This window comes from Ancylobacter radicis (assembly GCF_018449475.1).
GTDB lineage: Bacteria > Pseudomonadota > Alphaproteobacteria > Rhizobiales > Xanthobacteraceae > Ancylobacter > Ancylobacter radicis.
In genome coordinates this window covers 80,022-101,850 of record NZ_JAHCQH010000023.1, presented here as the reverse complement: position 1 = coordinate 101,850, position 21,829 = coordinate 80,022, and the positions used below count along the sequence as shown (strand labels likewise).

Sequence of the window (21,829 nt, the reverse complement as noted above, 5' to 3'; positions counted from 1 at the left end):
AGGGAGCGCCGCAAATCAGTTTTCTCGATAGGCACGTTCGCGCAAACTCATGAATCGGGACCGCCTGCCGCGATTGACCCGCCCCGGCCCGGCCGATAGGTCTGGCCCGCCGCGCCGTGCGGCGCCCCGGTTTTTCCCATGACCTTCGATCTGGCCCTCGCCTGGGCCGTCTTCACCGCCCTCGTCGCGGGGGCCACGCGCGGCTTTTCGGGCTTTGGCGGGGCGCTGATCTTCGTGCCGCTGGTGAGCGCCGTGTTCGGGCCGAAAATCGCCGCGCCGACGCTGCTGGTGATCGACACCGCGCTCACCCTGCCCTTTCTGGTGACGGCGTTCCGCGCCTGCGTGTGGCGGCAGGTCGCCCCGCTCGCGATCGGCGCGGTGCTGACGGTGCCGGCCGGCGTGGCGCTGCTGCAATGGCTCGACCCGCTGGCGCTGCGCTGGGGCTTCTGCATCCTCAGCCTCGCCATGCTGGCGCTGCTGGTCTCCGGCTGGCGCCATAGCGGCCGCCAGCACCTGCCGACCACGCTCGGCGTCGGCATGCTGGCCGGGGTGCTGGGCGGCGCGGCGCAGATGTCCGGCCCGCCGGTGGTGGCCTATTGGCTCGGCAGCGGCCAGCCCTCGGCGCTGGTGCGCGCCAACCTGTTCGGCTTCTTCGCGCTGGCGACGCTGGCCAGCGGCACGGCCTATCTCGCCAATGGCATGATCACCCGCGAGGTCGGGCTGCTCTCGGCGATCCTCGGCCCGGCCTATGCGATCGGCCTCTATGCCGGCAACCGCGCCTTTCGCGGCGCCAGCGACGACCATTTCCGCCGCGTCGCCTACGCCATCATCGCGCTGGCGGCGCTCTCCAGCCTGCCGCTGTTCGACGGGCTGCTGGGGCGCTGACACCACGAAACGTCATGGCCGTCCCCGGACTTGATCCGGGGATCAGACCCGGTCCTCCACGCCTTCCGTCCCGACGCGCCCAGCCGAAGTCGTGGATCCCCGGGGCTTCAACAACGTCATGGCCGGGCTTGACCCGGCCATCCACGGCTTCCCTACCGGCGGACCCAGAATAAGACGTGGATCCCCGGGTCAAGCCCGGGGATGACGTGGTGAGGCGGAGATGACGGCGGGTGGGATGGGACACGCGGTGAGGGGTGGCGGTCCCGGATCGGCCGCTGCCGTCCGGGATGACGCTCCCGCCTCCGCGATCAGTCGCTCATCTTGGCCATGAAGGCGTCGGACAGTTCGAAATTGGCGTAGACGTTCTGCACGTCGTCATTGTCGTTCAGCGTGTCGACGAGGCGGATCAGCTTCTCGGCCATCTCGTCATCGACCGCCACGGTGTTCTGCGGGCGCCAGACCAGGCCCGACTTGCGGGGATCGCCGAACTTGGCTTCCAGCGCGCGGACGACCTCGTGCAGGTTCTCGATCGTGGTGGTCACCTCATGGCCGTTCTCGTCGGACGACACGTCGTCGGCGCCGGCGTCGATGGCGGCTTCGAGCATGGCGTCGGCCGAGGCCTTGGCGGCGTCGAACTCGACCACGCCGATGCGGTCGAACATGAAGGAGACGGCGCCCGTCTCGGCCAGAGCGCCGCCGGACTTGGTGAAGGTGGAGCGCACTTCCGAGGCGGTGCGGTTTCGGTTGTCGGTCAGCGCCTCGACGATGACGGCGACGCCGCCGGGGCCGTAGCCCTCATAACGGATCTCGTCATAGTTCTCCGCATCGCCGCCCTGCGCCTTCTTGACGGCGCGGTCGATATTGTCCTTGGGCATGTTCTCGGCGCGGGCGGCGAGGATGGCGGCGCGCAGGCGCGGGTTCATCGCCGGGTCCGGCATGCCGAGCTTGGCGGCCACGGTGATTTCACGCGCCAGCTTGGAGAACAGCTTGGAGCGCACCGCGTCCTGCTTGCCCTTGCGGTGCATGATGTTCTTGAATTGCGAATGCCCGGCCATGGCCGCCTCCACGTCGCGCCGGCGGAAGGCCCCGCGGGCGTCTCAACACTGACAGATTGGGTGCGCGGCTTATAGGCGAGAGGGCGGGCGCGCGTAAAGGCGCACCGCACAATGGCGTTGAGGTATCGGTGGCGCGGCCGGCGCTACCAGAAATCCGGCAGCGTCGGGGCCAGCGCCCCGCCGATGCGCAGGGGGGCAACCGCCACGGCGCGCCCCGCACCATCGGTCTCCACCGCCACGCCCGACAGCGTGCCCTCGCCCATCGCCGGCTCGAAGCGCGAGGAGCCGATCTTGCGGGTGAAGCGGCGCAGCGGTTCTTCCTTGTCCATGCCGATCACCCCGTCATAGCAGCCGCACATGCCGACATCGGTCATATAGGCGGTGCCGCCCGGCAGGATGCGGTGATCGGCGGTCGGCACATGGGTGTGGGTGCCGACAATGAGGCTGGCGCGCCCGTCGCACCAATGGCCGAAGGCCTGTTTCTCGCTGGTGGTCTCGGCGTGGAAGTCGACGATCACCGCATCCGAGACGAGGCCGAGCGGGCCGGCGTCGAGTTCGCGGTCGATGGCGGCGAAGGGATCGTCCATCGGGTCCATGAAGGCACGGCCCATCATGTTGACCACCAGCACCCGCGCGCCGTTCCGCGCCTCGATGAGCGCCGCCCCGCGTCCGGGCGTGCCGGGCGGGTAATTGGCGGGGCGGATCAGGCGCGGCGCGCGCTCGATGAAGACGAGCGCCTCGCGCTGGTCGAAGGCGTGGTTGCCGAGCGTGACGGCATCGGCCCCGGCCTCCAGGAATTCGTCATAGATCGCCTCGGTGATGCCGAAGCCGCCGGCGGCGTTCTCCCCGTTCACCACCACGAAATCGAGCCCGAGCCCCGCCCGCAGCCGGGGCAGGTGATCGAGCACCATCTGCCGGCCGACCCGCCCGACCACATCACCGAGAAAGAGAATGCGCAACGCTGTCAGTCCTCCGCTACCACGCGGATGATGCCGGCATCGGTGGCGATGGCGTCAAGCCGCTCGTCATGCGCCTCGGCGGGAACCTGCGGGAGCTGCTGCACCGCGAAGGCATAGCCGACCGCCTCGATCCGCTTGGCGCGGCGCAGCAGAGCGAGCGTGCGGTCATAGAAGCCGGCGCCATAGCCGAGCCGGTGGCCGCGCGAATCAAATCCCGCGAGCGGCACGATCAGCACGTCCGGCGCGACGGCGGGGGCGCTCTCGGGCGGGGCGGGAATGCGCATCCGGCCGGGGCCGGCGGTGGCGACCAGTTCGACGCCCGGTTCCCACAGGCGGAAGATCAGCGGCTTGCCGGGAGCGAGGACGACGGGGAGCGCGATCTGGGCGCCGGCGGCGCGCAGCCGGCGGATCAGCGGTTCGGTGGCGATCTCGTGGCCGATCGGCGAGAAGACGGAGACGATCTCGCCCGCGACGTCGCCGAGCCAGTCCATGGCATGGCCGGCGGCGACCTCCGAGGCGACGGCGCGCAGCTGCGGGTCCATCCCCGCCCGCCGGGCGAGCGCGAGGGAGCGAAGGCCGGCCTTGTCGGGGAGCGTGTCGGGGGAATGCGCCATGATCAGATGAGTGCGGAGCCGCAATGGCCGTTGGAGGATCGATCCCGGGAACCTACAACGTAGGTGGGCGCCGTGTGTCCGGACCCACGGGTCCGGTCAGGGACAGCTCCCTTTGAGATCGATAAGGCCCCGGGGAATATGTTCTCCTGACGAACCTTGCAGCCCCGCATGACAAATCTAGGACGCCACGGGGCGGATTGCCAGAGGCAAGCAAGGGAAGGTGAACAGCTTTCGGGGTGGCGCGGGTGCCGGGCCTCGCGCACGATCCCGGAGCGGCCGGCGGCCGTCCGGGATGACGCCTTTGTCCGCGACGGCGCGCGGGGCGCCCGTCACCCCACGCTCAGCATGATCTTGCCGATATGGGCGCTGGTTTCCATGCGGGCATGGGCGCGGCTCGCCTCTTCCAGCGGGAAGGTCTGGTCCATCACCGGGCGGACCGTGCCGGCCTCGATCAGCGGCCACACCTTCTCAACCAGCGAAGCGGCGATGGCGGCCTTCTCGGCCTTGGGGCGCGAGCGCAGGGTCGAACCCATATGCGACAGGCGCTTCAGCATCAGCCGCATATAGTCGATCTGCACCTTGGAGCCTTCCATGAAGGCGATCTGCACGATTCGCCCCAGCGGCGAGGCCGCCTCGTAATTGCGGGCGATATAGGAGCCGCCGACCATGTCGAGGATGACATGGGCGCCCTTGCCGCCGCTCTTTTCCTTCACCACGGCGACGAAGTCCTCGGTCTTGTAGTCGATCGCGACATCGGCGCCGAGCGAGCGGCAGACCTCGCACTTCCCGGCGCTGCCGGCGGTTGTGAACACCGTCGCGCCGAACGCCTTGGCGAGCTGGATCGCCGTGGTGCCGATGCCGGAGGTGCCGCCATGGACGAGGAAGTTCTCCCCCGCCTTGAGGCCGGCGAGATCGAACACATTGGTCCAGACAGTGAAGAAGGTTTCCGGCAGCGCGGCCGCTTCCACCATGGACAGGCCCTTGGGCACCGGCAGGGTCGAGCCCTCATCGGCAACGCAATACTGCGCATAGCCGCCGCCGGACACCAGCGCGCACACCTTGTCGCCGAGGGCAAAGCGGCTCACGCCCTCGCCCAGCGCCACCACTTCGCCGGAAATCTCCAGGCCGGGAATGTCCGGCGCGCCGGGCGGCGGCGGATAGAGCCCCTTGCGCTGCATCACATCCGGCCGGTTGACGCCGGCGGCAGCGACCTTGACGAGGATTTCGCCCTTGCCGGGCATGGGGACCGGCCGCTGCTCGGGAACCAGGGCCTCGGGGCCGCCGGGGGTGGGCAGGCCGATGGCGGTCATGGTGGCGGGCAGATCGGTCACGGTGCGTCCCTCGCGTGGTCGATGGTTGAGGCTACGTAGGTCAAGCCGGGCGCACTGGCAACCGGGACCGCCCTCTCCTAGATTGCCCGGCAGCAAGAGGAGACACGCCATGGCTCTCGACGACGATCCGTTCGGCATCCTGCCGAAGATCAAACCGGCCGGCCACGAGGTGGGTGGCGACCTCTCGGCACTGTCCGAGACCGAGATCGAGGAACGCATCGCCCTGCTGGAAGGCGAGATCGAGCGGCTGAAAAGCGCGCTCGCGGCCAAGCGCGCCTCCCGCATGGCGGCGGAGAACTTCTTCAAGCGGTGAGGCCCTGCATAGGGCGGGACGGGCCCTTCTTAACCGTCCATTAAGCTTTCCGATCTATTACTGTGCATGGTCCATTTCGACCGTGAGTGGCCCTGTCCACTCTGTTTGACGCATCCCTGTCTAGACTTTAGAGCCGCCTCTGGGCGGCTCTTTTTTCGCCCGGTTTTTCGCCCATCCTGTGCCATCATCGGCTGTCATTGGCCCCATCTCGCGGTATCGAGCGGGGGCCGGACGGCCACGCGGCGCAGCAAGGCAGCAGACAGGTCGGGCGTCATGGAAAGAGCAGACGGCAAGGGCGATGAGCCGATCAGGCTCGCCGAGCGTCGCATGGCCTCGCCGGCTTTCGCCGCGCTGTTCCAGCAGGGCATGAGGCTGGTCGAGGACGCCGCCGCCTATCTCGATGGCGAAGGCCGGCAGGCCAGCCGCGAACTCTCCCGCGCCGCGCTCGCCGCCTATGCCCAGCAGAGCATGCACCTGTCCACAAGGCTGATGCAGCTTGCCTCCTGGCTGCTGCTCCAGCGGGCGGTGGCGGAAGGCGAAATGTCCCAGCAGACGGCCTCGCGCGAGCGCGTCAAGATCGACCTCAAGGGCGCCGCGCCCGATGAGGCGCAGGAGGCGCTGCTGCCGGACGAACTGATCGCGCTGATCCGCCGCAGCCACGAGCTGCAACGCCAGATCGCCCAGTTCGACGCCGCCATCAGCGCCGGCGAGGAAGCCCGGCCCAACGCCGTGGCCACGCATCTGGGCCGCCTGCGCTCGGCCTTCGAGCGGCACTGAGCGGGCCGGCGCGGCGAGGGACGCAGCGACGACCGATCAAGCCCCCCGGCACCGCCGCGAAGCATGCACCGGCGCGACCCATGGACCGCGCGCAAATAGACCGCGCGAAAGCCCTTCAGCCACAGCCTTCGGACCTACGACGCGCCCCCGTGCGGACAAGCGAAAACCCCCGCCGCGGCCGTGCCGGGGCGAGGGTTTGCGGAAGATCGTCACGCCGGGGCGCCCTCGCGGGAGCCCCGTTCCATCGCGGCCAATCAGGCCTTGAGGAAGCCGGCGAACTTCTTCTGGAACTTCGACACGCGGCCCGCGCGGTCGAGCAGCTGGCCCGTACCACCGGTCCAGGCGGGATGGGACTTCGCGTCGATGTCGAGCTGGAGGACGTCGCCCTCCTTGCCCCAGGTCGTGCGCGTCGTGTACTCGGTGCCGTCCGTCATCACCACCTTCACGAAGTGGTAGTCGGGATGGATGTTGCTCTTCATCGGGTGCATCCTCGCCGCCGCACGGCCGGCCCCTTGCGGGAGCCACGCGGCGATCTCATTAAACGATCCTGCCGGAAATCCGAGCGGCTCTATAACCGAGACATGACTGTGACACAAGCCGCCCCTCGCCTGCCCGTGGAAACAGCCCAGACGCCAGAGAGTGCCGCCGCCTTGTCCGCTCCCTTGTCGACCCCCGCCCCAGCCCGCAGCCCGCGTCTCAAGCCGCTGATGGCGCTGTGGCCGCATATCTGCCGCTATCGCGGCCGGGCGGCCGCCGCGCTGGTCGCGCTCATCGTCGCCGCGCTGGCGACGCTGGTGGTGCCGATCGCCGTGCGGCGGATGATCGACTTCGGATTCGACGCTGACCATGCCGGATTCATCAACCGCTATTTCGCGGTGATGATCGGCGTCGTCGCCGTGCTCTCGCTGGCCTCGGCGGCGCGCTACTTCCTCGTCATGACGCTGGGCGAGCGGATCGTCGCCGATCTGCGCGCGCAGGTCTTCGCCCATCTGCTGACGCTGGACGGGCGCTTCTATGACGGCGCCAAATCCGGCGAGCTGATCTCCCGGCTCACCGCCGACACGACGCAGATCAAGTCGACGGTCGGCGCCTCCGCCTCCATCGCGCTGCGCAACATCGTGCTGTTCTTCGGCGCGGCGGTGATGATGGTGGTGACCAGCCCCTGGCTCTCGGCGGCGCTGCTGATCGCCATTCCGCTCATCGTCGCGGTGCTGATCGGCGCCGGGCGCGGCGTGCGCAAACGCTCGCGCGGGGCGCAGGACACGCTGGCCGAGGCTTCCGCCTATGCCGCCGAAGCAATCGGCGCGGTGCGGGCGCTACAGGCCAACACCGCCGAGCGCGCCGCCGCGGCGCGGTTCTCCGGCGAGGTGGAGCACGCCTTCGATTCGGCCCGCGATGCCGTGCGCGCCCGCGCCCTGCTCACCGGCGTCGGCATCTTCCTGGTCTTCGCCAGCGTGGTCGGCATTCTCTGGGCCGGCGCCAATGCAGTGCTCGACGGCACGATGAGCGCGGGCACGCTCGGCCAGTTTGTGCTCTACGCCGTGCTGGCGGCAAGCGGACTCGGCCAGCTCGGCGAGGTGTGGGGCGAGATCTCGCAGGCCGCCGGCGCCACCGAGCGGATCGCCGAACTGCTTCAGGAGCGCCCGGCGGTGGTGACGCCCACCGAGCCGCTCGCCCTGCCGGAACCGGCACGCGGCGAGGTGAGCTTCAGCGCGGTCGGCTTCGCCTATCCCGGCCGGCCCGACCTGCCGGCGCTCGACGCCGTGAGCTTCACCGTGCGGGCGGGCGAGCGGGTGGCCATTGTCGGCCCCTCGGGCGCCGGCAAGAGCACGCTGTTCCAGCTCCTGCTGCGCTTCTACGACCCGACCAGCGGCCATATCGCGGTCGACGGCACCGACATCGCGCAGGCCGAGCCGGAATCGGTGCGCGCGCGCATCGCGCTGGTGCCGCAGGATGTGGCGATCTTCGCCGCCTCGATCCGCGAGAACATACGCCTCGGCCGGCCGCAGGCGAGCGATGACGAGGTCGAGGAGGCCGGGCGCCTGGCGCTGGCCGACGAGTTCGTCGCCCGCCTGCCGGAGGGCTGGGACACGCCGGTCGGCGAGCGCGGGGTGACGCTCTCGGGCGGCCAGCGCCAGCGCCTCGCCATTGCCCGCGCGATCCTGCGCCGGGCGCCGATCCTGCTGCTCGACGAGGCCACCTCCGCGCTCGACGCGGAAAGCGAGACGCTGGTGCAGCAGGCGCTCGACCGCTCGATGGAGGGCCGCACCACGCTGGTCATCGCCCACCGCCTCTCCACCGTGCTGTCCGCCGACCGCATCCTGGTGATGGAGCGCGGGCGCATTGTCGAGGAAGGCACCCATGCCAGCCTGGTCGCGCGCGGCGGCCTCTATGCCCGCCTCGCGGCGCTGCAATTCGGCGAGGGCAAGGACGGGTAGAACGACCCCTCCCGGCACGTTCAGTCCGCCTTGCCCGCCTCACCGCTCCGATGCCCGCTCCATGCGCAGGGTCGGGCGGCCGGAGGTGGGGTTCACGCCATGGCCGGTGACGGCGAAGCCGGCCTTCTCGTAGAAGCGCACGGCGCGTTCGTTTTCCTCGTTCACGTCGAGGGCGAGCGGGCGCCTGGTCTGCGCGGCGGCGGCGGCGAGGAGCTGGCGGGCGATGCCGGCGCCCCAATGATCGGGATGCACGACAAGCTGGTCGACATAGCCGGTCTTCGGCTGCACGGTGATGAAGCCGAGCGGCGTCTGCGGCCCGCCGTCCGAGGCCGGGACACAGGCAACCCAGATCACCGCACCCTCGTCCACCAGCGCGCCGATGCGGTGGCACAGCCAGCCGCGCCGCGCCTCGAAATCGATCTCCGGCATCGCCTCCTGCCAGGCCTCGACCCACAGATCGGTCAGCGCCGGCATCCGCCCCCAGGCGAAACTCACCAGTTCGGGGGCGGCGGGCGGGTTCATCGCTCGGTGAGCTTCAGCTCGATGCGGCGGTTGCGGTCGCGCGCCTCGTCGGTGCCCGAGCCGTCGATCGGCTGGTACTCGCCGAAGCCGGCGGCGACGAGGTGGCGGGGCTCGATGCCCTTGCTCACCAGATACTGCACCACGGCGATGGCGCGGGCCGCCGAGAGTTCCCAGTTGGACGGGAATTGCGGGGTCTGGATCGGCCGGTCGTCAGTATGGCCGTCGACCCGCAATACCCAGGCGATATCCGACGGAATCTCGCGCTCCAGCTCGGCCACCGCGCGGGCGATATCGTCGAGCGCGGGCAGCGCATCCGGCCGCATATAGGCCGAGGCCCGGTCGAACAGGATTTCCGACTGGAAGACGAAGCGGTCGCCGACCACGCGGATCCCCGGCCGGTTGCCAAGAATGGCGCTCAGCCGGCCGAAGAATTCGGAGCGGTAGCGCGTCAGTTCCTGCACCCGCTGGGCCAGCGCCACATTGAGCCGGCGCCCGAGATCGGCGAGCCGCGACTGGCTCTCCTTGTCCTTCTGCTCGGTGATCGCCAGAGCCTCTTCCAGCGCCGCGATCTGCCGGCGCAGCGCGGAGATCTGCTGGTTGAGGATGGCGATCTGGGCGGCGGCCTGCGCGGTCGCGTCCTGCTCGCTGCCGAGCTGGCGGGCGAGTGCGGCGGCGCGCTTTTCCGCCTCGGCGATTTCCTCGGGGCTGGCGACGGCGGTCGCCGCCTCGCGCAGCACGTCGCGCTCCTGCTCGAGCTGGGCGAGGCTGGCGCGCAGCGCGCCCATCTGGCTCTCGCTGTCGGCGTCGTTGGCGCGCTCCAGCGCCAGCAGATTGGTCAGCTCGCGGATCTGCGCCTGCAGCCGCGACATGGCGTCGTCCTTCGAGCCGATCTCCTGCGTCAGCACGAATTGCGCGAGCACGAAGACGGTGAGCAGGAAGACGAAGACCAGCAGCAGGGTCGACAGCGCGTCGACGAAGCCGGGCCAATAGTCGATCGTGCGATCGCCGCGGCGGGAGCGTCCCAGAGCCATCAGGCGCTCTCGCGGTCAGCGGCGAGGCGTTCCAGCAGCTTCTTGATTTCCTTCTGCTGCTCGGCCTGCGCCTCCACCCAGTCGCGCACCATCTGCTGCTCGGAGCGCATATGCTGGACGAGGCCCTGAAGGCTCTCGGCCAGATGTGCCATGGCGGTGGTCACGCGCTGCGAGCCGGCTTCCGTCATGGTGCGGTCGAGCCGCGAGATCGCCTCGGTAAGCTGGGCGAGATCGGGCGGCGGCAGCAGGGCGCCGGGCGCCGGCAGCGGCGCGGCGGCGGGGGGCGGCACATAGGTCGCGGGCACCGGCACCGGGGCGGGCACCATCCGGGGCCGCGCGCCCGCCTCATGGCCGAGATCCTCCACCGTGGTGGAGAGCCAGTCCTCAAGATCGGTATAGAAGCGGTTCTGCGCCTGCCCGGCCTGAAGGTCGAGGAAGCCGAGCACCAGCGAGCCGGCAAGGCCGAACAGCGAGGAGGAGAAGGCGATGCCCATGCCGCCGAGCGGGGCGGCAAGGCCGGTCTTCATCGTGTCCAGCACCGAACCGGATTCCGGCCCGACATTGAGCGAGCCGATGACCCGGCTGATCGAGCCGACCGTCTCCAGAAGGCCCCAGAAGGTGCCGAGCAGGCCGAGGAAGACCAGCAGGCCGGTGAGATAGCGCAGCAGGTCGCGCGCCTCGTCCAGCCGTGTGCCGATCGATTCGAGGATGCCGCGCATCGTCGCCTGCGAGATCGACATGCGCCCGACGCGGTCCCCGAGCAGCGACGCCATCGGCGCCAGCAGGCGGGGCGTGCGCCGCACTTCGAGGCCGGGATCGACGACGCGGAAGCCGTTGACCCACTCGACCTCGGGCAGCAGGCGGATGACCTGCCGGAAGGCGAAGACGGTGCCGATGAACAGCACGCCGAAGATGACGCCGTTCAGTCCGGGATTGTTGAGGAAGGCCTGCCAGATCTGCTCATGCAGGATGGAGGCGAGCGCGACGCACAGCAGCACGAAGATGAACATCCGCACCAGAAAGATGCGGGGCGAAGAAAGTTTGTGAAAGGGGTCCGTCGCGTTCATGCCTGAGGCCGTCTCCTTCGCCGCGACACCGCCGGAAATGCCGCCCGTTTCCGGCCGGACTATGCCACAGCCCACCGGAAATGAAACGCGACCGAAAGGCTTTCTTGACCCGAGATCCGCCGCTTTGCGGACGATCTTGGATCAATCGGTGCGCGGGCGGCGCGAAGGCGCCGGGAAAGCCCTCCCGCGGACGGTCCGGCCCTCTCCTCCACCTCTCCTGCGCGGGTCTTCCGGGCGGGACGGTGAGCGGCACGGAAGCCCGGCGAGACTCACGCCGGCGGCCACACTATTCGTGCCAATCCGCAAATACTTCACGCCACAAAAAAACCTGTACTTTCATCACCGTTACGTCACCCTCCAGAATACAGCATACGTTTGTATGATTTACTCCAGATGAAATCAGCATCCTAGTGCAGGTTCCCGGCGCGCGACGGCGCCATTGCTGACCCATGGGGCCTGCGCCGGCCTGTTACGGAGGATGTCGCCAGTGGAAACGAACGAGAGTCCGGGCGCGCGCTACCGTCTGTGGCCGATCCGCCGGCGCGTTCTTGTCGGCCTGTGCGCGATCGGCGCCGTCCTCATGCCGATCGTCGGCGCCTTCGCCTATGTCGGCGGCTTCCTCTCGCCGGACCGCCTAACCCAGTCCCGTCTGGTCGATGGCTTCCAGACGGTGAACGGGGTGCACCCCGGCTTCCGGCGCAATCACGCCAAGGGCGTGTGCATTGCCGGCCGCTTCGAGAGCAACGGCAATGGTGTCGCCCTGTCGAAGGCATCGGTGTTCGAGACCGGGACGACCCCGGTGATCGGGCGTTTCGCGGTGGCCGTGGGCAAGCCCTTCATTCCCGACAATGAGACGCAGGTGCGCAGCCTGGCGCTGCTGTTCCGCCTGAAGAATGGCGAGGAATGGCGGACCGGGCTGAACGACATTCCGGTCTTTCCCGCCCGCACCCCGCAGGATTTCTATGAGCTGCTGATGGCCGGGGCGCCCGATCCGGCAACCGGAAAGCCCGACCCGGCGCGCCTGCAGGCCTTCTTCGCCGCCCATCCCGAGAGCGCGGCGGCGCTCGCGCTGATCCGGGCGCGGCCGTTCGCCACCGGCTTCGCCGATGCCAGCTACAACAGCCTCGATGCATTCCGTATGGTGAACGCGGCCGGCACCTCGACGCCGGTGCGCTGGTCGATGGCCGCGAGCGACCCCTTCGTGCCGCAGACCCCCATCGAGGGCGGGAGCGCCGGCACGAACTATCTGTTCGATGCGCTGATCGCGCGGATCGCGCAGGGGCCCGTTCAGTGGCGTCTGATGGTCACGGTCGGCGAGGCCGGCGACGTGACCGCCGACGCCACCCTGCCCTGGCCGGAGACACGCCGGCGCGTCGATGTCGGCACCCTCATCATCGACCATGTCGAGGCCGAGGGCCCCGGCAATTGCCGGGATGTGAATTTCGATCCGCTGGTGCTGCCGGACGGCATCGAACCCTCGGACGATCCGCTGCTCAGCGCCCGCTCGGCGACCTATTCGACCTCGTTCACGCGGCGTGCCGGTGAGCCGAAGACGCCCAGCGAGGTCCAGATCCCGGAAAACGTGCCGGCTGCCACGCCCGCGAAAGGCTCATGACCATGAACGCGCACAGGTTTCCGGCCGTCTCGCGCCTGCTGCACTGGCTGATGGCGGCGATGATCCTCGCCATGCTGTTCATCGGCATCGGCATGGTGGCGTCGCTGGCCGATTATCACTGGCTGCTCTCGCTCCACCGCCCGCTGGGCGTCGCGATCCTGATCCTGGTGGCGGTCCGGCTGGTCAATCGCCTGATCCATCCGGCGCCGGCGCTGCCGGCCGACATGCCGCCGATCCTGCGCCTCGCCGCCCATGGCTCGCATGTGCTGCTCTATGCGCTGATGTTCGCGGTGCCGCTGGTCGGCTGGGCCATGCTGTCGGCGGGCGGCTATCCGATCGTGCTCTATGGCGCGCTGGAACTGCCGCCGATCCTGCCGCAGAACGATATGGTCTTCGCCTGGCTCAGGACCGCCCACACGGCGCTGGCGCTGGCGCTGTTCGCGACCTTCCTGGCCCATCTGGCGGCCGCGCTGATGCACGCGCTGGTGTTCCGCGACGGGGTGTTCCAGAGCATGGCGTCAGTCGGGCGCGCGGACGACGCACCGCCGTCGCCGCGCCGCTGAAACGGCGCAGCCTCAGATCTTGTGAGCCTCGGGCCTTGTGAACCTCGGGCCTTGTGAGCCTCAGGCCTTGCGCAGCATGGCCAGCAGGTCGCGGCGGATGATCTCGTTGCCGACGATGATGTCGCCCTTGGCAAGCATCTTGTCGCCATCGTCGAGATCACTGACATAGCCGCCGGCCTCGCGGACGATGACGATGCCGGCCGCCATGTCCCACGGGCTGAGGCCGCGCTCCCAGAAGCCGTCGAAACGGCCGGCCGCCACCCAGGCGAGATCGAGCGCGGCCGCCCCGGTGCGGCGCAGGCCCGAGACGCGCGGGGCGATGGCGGCATATTCGCGGCCGAACCGGGCGAAGTCGCCGCGGCCCATATGCGGCAGGCCGCAGGAGATGACCGATTCCGAAAGGCTGCGGCGCGCCGCGACGCGGATGCGCCGATCATTCAGGAAGGCGCCGGCGCCCTTCTCGGCGATGTACATCTCGTCGGTGATCGGATTGTAGATGACGCCCGCGACCGGGACGCCGTCGCGCGCCAGCCCGACCGAGACGGCGAACAGCGGAATGCCGTGCAGGAAATTGGTGGTGCCGTCGAGCGGGTCGATGATCCAGCGATGGCTCTCATCGGCCCCGTCAATGTCGCCGCCCTCCTCCAGGATGAAGCCGAAATTCGGCCGCGCCTTGGTGAGCTCCTCCTGGAGGATGCGCTCGGCCTTGCGGTCGGCATTGGAGACGAAGTCCGCCGGCCCCTTCATCGAGACCTGAAGGTTCTCGACCTCGCCGAAATCGCGCACGAGGGAGCGGCCCGCCTTGCGGACGGCGGCGACCATCACGGTCATCAGCGGGGAGCGGATCATGGCGGGTTCTTTCGGACTGGGCGGCGCGACGGCGGGTTTGATCCGCACCTCTGCCCGCGCCCGCGCGTGGCGTCAAGTCGGCGCAACCGTCCCGGAACAGGCCGGCGGACGCCCTCAGCCCATGCCGACGCCACCGGACGGGCTGGGCCCGACTTCGCGGGCGAGGCGCTCCAGCCGCTCGGCGGCGGACAGGATGGTGCCGGCAAGCTGCGCCTCCGCCTCGCCGAGCCGGCGGGACGAGGCCTCGCGGCCGGCGCGCTCGGCAGCGGCCTCCTGCTCGGCCTCGCGCAGGCGCCGGCGTGCCTCGCTCAGCTCGTCGGCCAGCGTGATCGCCGCCATGACGCTGAGCCGCTGGTCGCCGATCTCGCCAAAGGCCTCGCGGAGCTGGTCGATGCGCTGATCGACCTCGACGCCGAGCCGGGTGAGATGGTCCTCCTGCCCGTCGTCGCAGGCCATGCGATAGGCACGCCCGCCAATGGTGACGGTCACATGGGCCATGACGGACCTCTCAACGCTGCTGCGCGGCGAGCACCGCGCGAATGGTTTCCATCGCGCTGCCGAGCCGGCGGGCGACCTCGTCATTGGCGCCTTCCAGCCGCTCGGCGCGGGCCTGCGCGCCATCGAGCGCATCGGCGAGGCGCGAGCGGTCGGCGCCGATGATATGCAGCTGCTGGGCGAGCGCGGCTTCCTGGCGCTCGACTTCCAGCCGGCGCTGGACCGCCGCCTCCAGCGCGTCGACCGCGCCGTCGAAGCGGCGCAGGGCGGCCTCAAGCGGGCCGGGCTGGGTCGGGGGCGGGTTCATCGGCATTCCGGGTTGGCGGGCGTCAAAGATTATTCCGTCGCGGCGTCGGCTTCCGGGCGGCGGGAACGGTCCCGCGCGAGGCGATCCATCATACCTTTGGCCCGACAGCCGATTTCGCAGGTGATTCCGTCAGCATTGAGCCCATGGGGCACGAGGGCGTCAACCGTTCCTGCGCCTGCCGGCTTTGACAGCGGCCGGGGCGGTGCTATCACTCCGCGCGACCGATCCCGCACCGCGGCAGGCTGCGCGCCCGCCAATGACGACGCCTGGAACATCGCAACGCATCGCCTGATCCGCTCGTCCAGCCCTTCGCCCAAACGACAACGCATTTCCCTCGGAGACATAGGTCCTCATGTCGAACCGCGAAAAGCACGACCGCATGGCCAACGCCATCCGGGCCCTCGCCATGGATGCCGTCCAGGCTGCCAATTCCGGGCATCCCGGCATGCCGATGGGCATGGCCGACGTCGCCACCGTCCTCTTCGGCAAGGTGCTGAAGTTCGATCCGACCGATCCGCACTGGGCCGATCGCGACCGCTTCATCCTCTCCGCCGGCCACGGCTCGATGCTTCTCTATTCGTTGCTCTACCTCACCGGCTATGAGGGGATGACGATCGACGACATCAAGAACTTCCGCCAGCTCGGCTCGCGCACCCCCGGCCACCCGGAATACGGCCACACGGTCGGCGTCGAGACGACCACCGGCCCGCTCGGCCAGGGCATCGCCACCTCGGTCGGCTTCGCGCTCGCCGAGCGGATGCTGGCCGCGCAGTTCGGCTCGGACCTCGTCGACCACTACACCTATGTGATCGCCGGCGACGGCTGCCTTATGGAAGGCCTCTCGGAAGAGGCGATCGAGATCGCCGGCCGGCAGAAGCTGAACAAGCTGATCGTGATGTGGGACGACAACCACATCACCATTGACGGCCCGACCTCGCTCTCGGTCGCGACCGACCAGCTCGCCCGCTTCGAGGCCTCGGGCTGGGAAGCCACCCGTATCGACGGCCATGACCCGGACGCCATCCTCGCCGCCATCGAGCGCGCCAAGGCCAGCGACAAGCCCTCGCTGATCGCCTGCCGCACCACGATCGGGTTCGGCGCCCCGAACAAGCAGGGCACCAACGGCGTGCACGGCACCCCGCTCGGCGCCGCCGAGATCGCCGCCACCCGTCAGGCGCTGGGCTGGGAATACGACCCCTTCGTCATTCCGAGCGACGTGCTCGACGCCTGGCGCCTCGCTGGCCTGCGCTCGCGCCAAGCGCACAAGGCGTGGAACGAGCGCCTGTCCGCCGCCGACATGGAGAAGCGCGGCGAGTTCGAGCGTCGCCTGCGTGGCGAACTGCCGTCGAAGTTCAGCGAGGCGGTCGCCGGCGTGATCGCCAAGGCGCGCGCCGATGGCGGCGCGGTCGCCACCCGCAAGTCGTCCGAGATCACGCTGGAGGCGATCACCGCGGCGCTGCCGGAAATGGTGGGCGGCTCGGCCGACCTCACCCATTCCAACAACACCAAGACCAAGGCCACCTCGGTCTATGTCGAGCCGCCGAAATATGACGGCCGCTATGTGAACTGGGGCATCCGCGAGCACGGCATGGCCGCGGCGATGAACGGCATCACCCTGCATGGCGGCTTCATCCCCTATGGCGGCACCTTCCTGGTGTTCTCCGACTATTGCCGCCCGGCGATCCGCATGGCGGCGCTGATGGGCATCCGCGTCGTCTATGTGTTCACGCATGATTCGATCGGCGTGGGCGAGGACGGCCCGACCCACCAGCCGGTCGAGCAGATCGCGGCGCTGCGGGCGATCCCGAACCTGCTCGTCTTCCGCCCCTGCGACACGGTGGAGACGGCCGAGGCCTGGAAGCTGGCGCTGGAGCACAAGACCGGCCCGAGCGTGCTGGCGCTGACCCGCCAGAACCTGCCGCTGCTGCGCACCGATGCCGGCACCGAGCGGTGCCTCACCGCGCGCGGCGCCTATGAGCTGGTCGCGGCCTCGGATGAGGCCAAGGTCTCGCTGTTTGCCTCCGGCTCGGAAGTCTCGATGGCGGTGGCCGCCCGCGAGCAGCTCGAATCGCAGGGCATCCCGACCCGCGTGGTCTCGGTGCCGAGCTTCGAGCTGTTCCTCAACCAGCCGGAGGAAAGCCGCCGGCAGGTGGTTGGCCAGGCGCCGGTGAAGATCGCCATCGAAGCGGCGATCCGTCAGGGCTGGGATGCCATCGTCGGTTCGGACGCGGCCTTCGTCGGCATGCACGGCTTCGGCGCCTCCGGCCCGGCGCCGGAAGTGTTCGCCCATTTCGGCATCACCGTCGAAGGCGTCGTCGCCACGGCGCTGAGCCGGCTGAAGGGCTGATCCCACCCGCTGGGTGGCAAGCTATGCGGCTGGCGCATGAAAAATGCGCCAGCTCCGCGCTCAGGTGGCAGCGGCGAAATGCGCGGCTGGTGTCGTAACGTTCGCCGCGCTAAGACCCTTTCGCGCGGTTGGTTCGACATGAAGAAGCTCACCTGGGGATAGACGCATGACGCTCAAGGTTGCCATCAACGGTTTCGGACGCATCGGCCGGAACGTTCTTCGCGCCATCATTGAATCCGGCCGCACGGACATCGAGGTGGTCGCCATCAACGATCTCGGCCCGGTCGAGACCAACGCCCACCTGTTCCGCTTCGACAGCGTCCACGGGAAGTTTCCCGGCATCGTGACCGTCGACGGCGACACCATCAATGTCGGCCGCGGCCCGATCAAGGTGACGGCGGTGCGCAACCCTGCCGAGCTGCCACATGCCGCGCTCGGCGTGGACGTGGCGCTGGAGTGCACGGGCATCTTCACCGCCCGCGACAAGGCGGCCGCCCATCTGCAGGCCGGCGCCAAGCGCGTCGTGGTCTCCGCCCCCTCCGACGGTGCCGATCTGACCGTCGTGTTCGGCGTCAACCACGACAAGCTGACCAAGGATCACCTGGTCATCTCCAACGCCTCCTGCACCACCAATTGTCTGGCGCCGGTGGCCAAGGTGCTGAACGACGCGGTCGGCATCGACCACGGCTTCATGACGACGATCCACTCCTACACGGGCGACCAGCCGACGCTGGACACCATGCACAAGGATCTCTACCGCGCCCGCGCCGCGGCGCTGTCGATGATCCCGACCACGACCGGCGCCGCCAAGGCGGTGGGCCTCGTGCTCCCGGAACTCGCCGGCAAGCTGGACGGCACCTCGATCCGCGTGCCGACCCCGAACGTCTCGGTGGTCGACTTCAAGTTCGTCGCCAAGAAGACGGTGACCAAGGACGAGATCAACGAGGCGATCAAGGCCGCCGCGACCTCCGGGCCGCTGAAGGGCGTGCTCGGCTTCACCGACCAGCCGAACGTCTCCTCCGACTTCAACCACGACCCGCATTCCTCGATCTTCCATCTCGACCAGACCAAGGTCCTGGAAGGCAATTTCGTCCGGGTGCTGTCCTGGTACGACAATGAATGGGGCTTCTCCAACCGCATGTCCGACACGGCGGTTGCCATCGGCAAGCTGATCTGAGCCATCCCGGCCGGGCCCTCCCCAGGAGGCCCGGCCGCTTCGTTTCAAGATCAACAATCCGAGGGAGAACCCCAATGAGCGAGGCTTCCGCCTTTCGTACGCTCGACGACGCCAATGTCGCGGGCAAGCGCGTGCTTGTGCGCGTGGACCTCAACGTGCCGGTCGATGCCGGCAAGGTCACCGACGACACCCGCATCCAGGCCGTGCTGCCGACCATCCGCGAGATCGCGGACAAGGGCGGCAAGGTCATCCTGCTGGCCCATTTCGGCCGCCCCAAGGGCGAGGACCCGGCGCTGACGCTGGCGCCCATCGCCGGCGAGGTCGCCTCCCGCCTCGGCACCGCCGTCGCCTTCGCCCCGGCCACCATCGGCCCGGTCGCCGAGGCCGCCGTCGCCGCGCTCAAGCCGGGCGAGGTGCTGCTGCTGGAGAACACCCGTTTCGACAAGCGGGAAGAGAAGAACGATCCCGACTTCGTCGCCGCGCTGGCCGCGCTCGGCGATCTCTATGTCAACGACGCCTTCGCCACCGCCCACCGCGCCCATGCCTCGACCGAGGGCCTCGCCCACAAGCTGCCGGCCTTTGCCGGGCGCTGCATGCAGGTCGAGATCGAGGCGCTGGCCAAGGCGCTGGAAGCCCCCGAGCGCCCGGTCATGGCGGTGGTCGGCGGCGCCAAGGTCTCCTCCAAGCTCGACCTGCTCGGCAATCTCGTCGCCAAGGTCGACATGCTGGTGATCGGCGGCGGCATGGCCAACACCTTCCTCGCCGCCCAGGGCAAGGATGTCGGCAAGTCGCTGTGCGAGCACGATCTGGCCGCCACGGCGATCGAGATCCTCGGCAAGGCCAAGGCCGCCGGCTGCGAGATCGTGCTTCCGGTGGACGCGCTGGCGGCGACCGAGTTCAAGGCGCACGCGGCCAACCGCGTCGCCTCGGTCGACGACATCAAGGCCGACGAGATGATGCTGGATGCGGGCCCCGCCTCCATCGCCAATGTCGTCGCCAAGCTCGCGACGGTGAAGACCGTCGTGTGGAACGGCCCGTTCGGCGCCTTCGAGCTGCCGCCCTTCGACACCGCGACGGTCGCGGTGGCCAAGGCGGCGGCCGAGCTGACCGATCAGGGCAAGCTGCTCTCGGTCGCCGGCGGCGGCGACACGGTGGCCGCCCTGAACCATGCCGGGGTGGCGCAGCGTTTCACCTATGTATCCACCGCCGGCGGCGCCTTCCTCGAATGGCTCGAGGGCAAGGCGCTGCCCGGTGTGGAGGCGCTGCGGCGCTGACCCCTTCATCCGGCCCGCCAAGAAGCTCGGGATACCGAGACAAGAGCGGGCCGGGTGCTATAACTCGGATCAACCCGATTTTCCCGATGAGGGCGGGTTCATCTGTTTCGCGCGGGAGAGAGAGATGACGGCAAGCCTCGAAGAGGTCGCGTTTAAACTGGCAGCGGGCGGCAAGGGAATCCTCGCCGCCGACGAGAGTTCGAGCACCATCAAGAAGCGTTTTGACGCGATCGGGGTCGAATCCACCTTCGACAACCGCCGCGACTATCGCGAGATGCTGTTCCGCTCCGAAGAGGCGATGACGAAATATGTGTCCGGCGTCATCCTGTTCGACGAGACCATCCGGCAGAAGGCCAAGGACGGCACGCCGCTGGTCGAGCTGATCACCCAGGCCGGCTCCATTCCCGGCATCAAGGTCGATGCCGGCGCGCGGCCCCAGCCCGGCTGTCCCGGCGAGACCATCACCGAGGGCCTCGACGGCCTCGGTGAGCGTTTCAAGGAATATTACGACCTCGGCGCCCGTTTTGCGAAGTGGCGCGCGGTGATCGACATCGGGCCGCACATCCCGAGCTACACCTCGATCCTCGCCAACGCCCAGGCGCTGGCCCGCTATGCCGCGCTCGCCCAGGCCGCCGGCATCGTGCCGATCGTCGAGCCGGAAGTGCTGATGGACGGCGACCACGACATCGACCGCTGCTACGAGGTCACCGAGTGGGTGCTGAAGGAAGTCTTCCAGCAGCTGTTCTATGGCCGCGTGAAGCTTGAGGCCACCGTGCTCAAGCCGAACATGGTGATCGCCGGCCGCAAGTCGCACAAACAGGCCTCGGTCGAGGAAGTCGCGGAAAAGACCGTGCGCTGCCTCAAGAACTGCGTGCCGACCGCGATCCCGAGCGTCGCCTTCCTGTCGGGCGGCCAGTCCGACGAGGAGGCCACCGCCCATCTCGACGCGATGATCCGCGCCGGCGGGCTGCCGTGGAACCTCACCTTCTCCTATGGCCGCGCCCTCCAGGCCGCGCCGCAGAAGGCGTGGTCGGGCAAGCCGGAGAACTGGGAAGCCGGCCAGGCCGCCTTCACCCACCGGGCGAAGATGAACTACCTCGCCGCGCTCGGTCAGTGGACGCCGGAAATCGAGCAGAAGAAGGCCGCCTGAGCGGTCGCCTTCACCCGCGAAGATCAAGCGCCGCCGAAAGGCGGCGCTTTTATTTTGCCGACTTATATTAAACTTCGGACAGAGTCGGCCTGTGCTTGACCTTACGCAACGCACGCCCGGCCGATTGCTCTAGACTCCTCTCTCACTATGGGAGAGATGAGCGTGCGACACGATCTCAAGGCAGATACCCCGTCCTTCGGCTTCGACGTCCAGAACCTGTCCGGCCACGCGGCCAGCGCGGCCACCGACGAGGTGAAGCTCGACATCCGCCATGTCAGCTTCCGCTTCGGCGACAAGCCGGCGCTGCACGACATTTCCCTGCCGATCCATGCCAACCGGGTGACGGCGCTGATCGGCCCCTCGGGCTGCGGCAAGTCCACCCTGCTGCGGGTGCTGAACCGGATGCAGGACCTGTATGAGGACCAGCATGTCGAGGGCGAGGTGCATCTCGACGGGGTCAACATACTGGCGCCCGAGACCGACGTGCTCACGCTGCGCCGGCGCGTCGGCATGGTGACGCAGAAGCCCGCCCCGTTCCCGATGTCGATCTATGACAATGTCGCCATCGGGCTGCGGCTCAACGAGGAACTCTCACGCACTGAGCTCGACCACCGCGTCGAGGATGCGCTGCGCCGGGCCGCGCTGTGGGAGGAAGTGAGCGATCTGCTCGACCATGATGCGCTGAGCCTTTCCGGCGGCCAGCAGCAGCGCCTGTGCCTGGCCCGCACCATGGCGGTACGGCCGGAGGTGATCCTGCTCGACGAGCCCTGCTCGGCGCTGGACCCGATCTCCACCGCCAAGGTCGAGACCACGATCGAGGAGCTGAAGCCCAGCAGCACCATCGTCATCGTCACGCATAATCTGCAGCAGGCGGCGCGGCTGTCCGACTACACGGCCTTCCTCTACCTGGGCGAGTTGATCGAGTTCGGCCGGACCGAGCATATGTTCTCCGCCCCGCGGGACGAGCGCACCGCGCGCTACATCACCGGCAAGATGGGTTAGGCGCACCCGGCTCTGAAACGATTATCCCCGGCACGAGGCCGGGGATAAGGGGGTGTCG

The 21,829-nt window shown here is 68.8% G+C and carries 22 protein-coding genes and 1 other RNA gene; 11 read left to right on the top strand and 12 right to left on the bottom strand.

Annotation, left to right across the window (positions count from 1 at the left end; translation table 11 throughout):
• The first annotated feature begins 138 nt into the window (after positions 1-138).
• Entirely contained in the window at positions 139-885 is a 747-nt protein-coding gene (locus KIP89_RS18960; protein WP_213757159.1) for a sulfite exporter TauE/SafE family protein, read from the top strand.
• Positions 886-1,193: 308 nt separating this feature from the next.
• Here KIP89_RS18960 and KIP89_RS18955 read toward each other — a convergent pair whose 3' ends face one another.
• From KIP89_RS18955 to KIP89_RS18935, 5 genes are all read right to left on the bottom strand, one after another.
• Entirely contained in the window at positions 1,194-1,940 is a 747-nt protein-coding gene (locus KIP89_RS18955; protein WP_213757158.1) for a YebC/PmpR family DNA-binding transcriptional regulator, read from the bottom strand.
• A gap of 143 nt (positions 1,941-2,083) precedes the next feature.
• Positions 2,084-2,899: a TIGR00282 family metallophosphoesterase gene (locus KIP89_RS18950; protein ID WP_213757157.1), complete on the bottom strand. Its 816-nt coding sequence runs from the start codon at positions 2,897-2,899 to the stop codon at positions 2,084-2,086.
• A gap of 5 nt (positions 2,900-2,904) precedes the next feature.
• Positions 2,905-3,513 carry a 5-formyltetrahydrofolate cyclo-ligase gene (locus tag KIP89_RS18945; RefSeq protein ID WP_213757156.1) on the bottom strand — a complete coding sequence of 203 codons (609 nt, stop codon included), beginning with the start codon at positions 3,511-3,513 and terminating at the stop codon, positions 2,905-2,907.
• Between the two features lie 11 nt (positions 3,514-3,524).
• A non-coding RNA gene (gene ssrS, locus KIP89_RS18940) (6S RNA) lies at positions 3,525-3,681 on the bottom strand.
• Between the two features lie 161 nt (positions 3,682-3,842).
• Complete coding sequence (locus KIP89_RS18935; protein ID WP_213757155.1) at positions 3,843-4,844, bottom strand: NAD(P)H-quinone oxidoreductase; 1,002 nt, start codon at positions 4,842-4,844, stop codon at positions 3,843-3,845.
• 109 nt (positions 4,845-4,953) lie between these two features.
• Here KIP89_RS18935 and KIP89_RS18930 point away from each other — a divergent pair, with 109 nt between their 5' ends.
• Complete coding sequence (locus KIP89_RS18930) at positions 4,954-5,157, top strand: DUF1192 domain-containing protein (protein WP_213757154.1); 204 nt, start codon at positions 4,954-4,956, stop codon at positions 5,155-5,157.
• A 273-nt stretch (positions 5,158-5,430) separates the two neighbouring features.
• Positions 5,431-5,934 (top strand): DUF1465 family protein, encoded by a 504-nt coding sequence (locus KIP89_RS18925; protein ID WP_213757153.1) that lies wholly within the window; start codon positions 5,431-5,433, stop codon positions 5,932-5,934.
• Between the two features lie 254 nt (positions 5,935-6,188).
• On the opposite strand, the gene rpmE is transcribed toward KIP89_RS18925, so the two are convergent.
• Positions 6,189-6,413 (bottom strand): 50S ribosomal protein L31, encoded by a 225-nt coding sequence (rpmE, locus tag KIP89_RS18920; protein ID WP_213757152.1) that lies wholly within the window; start codon positions 6,411-6,413, stop codon positions 6,189-6,191.
• Between the two features lie 102 nt (positions 6,414-6,515).
• Here rpmE and KIP89_RS18915 point away from each other — a divergent pair, with 102 nt between their 5' ends.
• Entirely contained in the window at positions 6,516-8,372 is a 1,857-nt protein-coding gene (locus tag KIP89_RS18915) for an ABC transporter transmembrane domain-containing protein (RefSeq protein WP_213757151.1), read from the top strand.
• 39 nt (positions 8,373-8,411) lie between these two features.
• Here the strand turns inward: KIP89_RS18915 and KIP89_RS18910 are convergent, their stop codons facing one another.
• The 3 genes from KIP89_RS18910 to KIP89_RS18900 are packed head-to-tail and all read right to left on the bottom strand — an operon-like array spanning position 8,412 to position 10,992.
• Positions 8,412-8,894: a GNAT family N-acetyltransferase gene (locus tag KIP89_RS18910; protein ID WP_213757150.1), complete on the bottom strand. Its 483-nt coding sequence runs from the start codon at positions 8,892-8,894 to the stop codon at positions 8,412-8,414.
• The gene (locus KIP89_RS18905) at positions 8,891-9,925 is read right to left on the bottom strand and encodes a peptidoglycan -binding protein (protein ID WP_213757149.1); all 1,035 of its coding nucleotides are present in this window, start codon (positions 9,923-9,925) and stop codon (positions 8,891-8,893) included. The genes KIP89_RS18910 and KIP89_RS18905 overlap by 4 nt, the downstream gene beginning before the upstream one ends.
• Positions 9,925-10,992 (bottom strand): flagellar motor protein MotA, encoded by a 1,068-nt coding sequence (locus KIP89_RS18900; protein WP_213757148.1) that lies wholly within the window; start codon positions 10,990-10,992, stop codon positions 9,925-9,927. Before KIP89_RS18900 ends, KIP89_RS18905 begins: the two co-directional genes overlap by 1 nt.
• A 487-nt stretch (positions 10,993-11,479) precedes the next feature.
• Between KIP89_RS18900 and KIP89_RS18895 the strand changes: the two genes are divergently transcribed.
• Positions 11,480-12,607 carry a catalase family peroxidase gene (locus tag KIP89_RS18895; RefSeq protein ID WP_369808521.1) on the top strand — a complete coding sequence of 376 codons (1,128 nt, stop codon included), beginning with the start codon at positions 11,480-11,482 and terminating at the stop codon, positions 12,605-12,607.
• Positions 12,604-13,170 carry a cytochrome b gene (locus tag KIP89_RS18890; protein ID WP_213757146.1) on the top strand — a complete coding sequence of 189 codons (567 nt, stop codon included), beginning with the start codon at positions 12,604-12,606 and terminating at the stop codon, positions 13,168-13,170. The genes KIP89_RS18895 and KIP89_RS18890 overlap by 4 nt, the downstream gene beginning before the upstream one ends.
• 60 nt (positions 13,171-13,230) lie before the next feature.
• On the opposite strand, the gene KIP89_RS18885 is transcribed toward KIP89_RS18890, so the two are convergent.
• The 3 genes from KIP89_RS18885 to KIP89_RS18875 form a co-directional block, all read right to left on the bottom strand.
• Positions 13,231-14,019: an inositol monophosphatase family protein gene (locus KIP89_RS18885; RefSeq protein WP_213757145.1), complete on the bottom strand. Its 789-nt coding sequence runs from the start codon at positions 14,017-14,019 to the stop codon at positions 13,231-13,233.
• A gap of 114 nt (positions 14,020-14,133) precedes the next feature.
• The gene (locus KIP89_RS18880; protein ID WP_213757144.1) at positions 14,134-14,517 is read right to left on the bottom strand and encodes a cell division protein ZapA; all 384 of its coding nucleotides are present in this window, start codon (positions 14,515-14,517) and stop codon (positions 14,134-14,136) included.
• A 10-nt stretch (positions 14,518-14,527) separates the two neighbouring features.
• Positions 14,528-14,821 carry a DUF4164 domain-containing protein gene (locus tag KIP89_RS18875; protein ID WP_213757143.1) on the bottom strand — a complete coding sequence of 98 codons (294 nt, stop codon included), beginning with the start codon at positions 14,819-14,821 and terminating at the stop codon, positions 14,528-14,530.
• 352 nt (positions 14,822-15,173) lie between these two features.
• Here KIP89_RS18875 and tkt point away from each other — a divergent pair, with 352 nt between their 5' ends.
• The 5 genes from tkt to pstB all read left to right on the top strand — a co-directional run bounded on the left by tkt (position 15,174) and on the right by pstB (position 21,771).
• On the top strand, positions 15,174-17,168 hold the full coding sequence (gene tkt, locus KIP89_RS18870) for a transketolase (protein WP_213757142.1): 1,995 nt from the start codon (positions 15,174-15,176) through the stop codon (positions 17,166-17,168).
• Positions 17,169-17,334: 166 nt separating this feature from the next.
• Positions 17,335-18,345: a type I glyceraldehyde-3-phosphate dehydrogenase gene (gene gap / locus KIP89_RS18865; RefSeq protein ID WP_213757141.1), complete on the top strand. Its 1,011-nt coding sequence runs from the start codon at positions 17,335-17,337 to the stop codon at positions 18,343-18,345.
• 74 nt (positions 18,346-18,419) lie between these two features.
• Positions 18,420-19,619, top strand: a complete 1,200-nt coding sequence (locus tag KIP89_RS18860) for a phosphoglycerate kinase (RefSeq protein WP_213757140.1) — start codon at positions 18,420-18,422, stop codon at positions 19,617-19,619.
• Positions 19,620-19,743: 124 nt separating this feature from the next.
• Positions 19,744-20,769, top strand: coding sequence for a class I fructose-bisphosphate aldolase (locus KIP89_RS18855; protein ID WP_213757139.1), 1,026 nt, complete (start codon positions 19,744-19,746; stop codon positions 20,767-20,769).
• A 252-nt stretch (positions 20,770-21,021) separates the two neighbouring features.
• Positions 21,022-21,771 carry a phosphate ABC transporter ATP-binding protein PstB gene (gene pstB, locus KIP89_RS18850; RefSeq protein WP_369808525.1) on the top strand — a complete coding sequence of 250 codons (750 nt, stop codon included), beginning with the start codon at positions 21,022-21,024 and terminating at the stop codon, positions 21,769-21,771.
• Positions 21,772-21,829 lie beyond the last annotated feature (58 nt).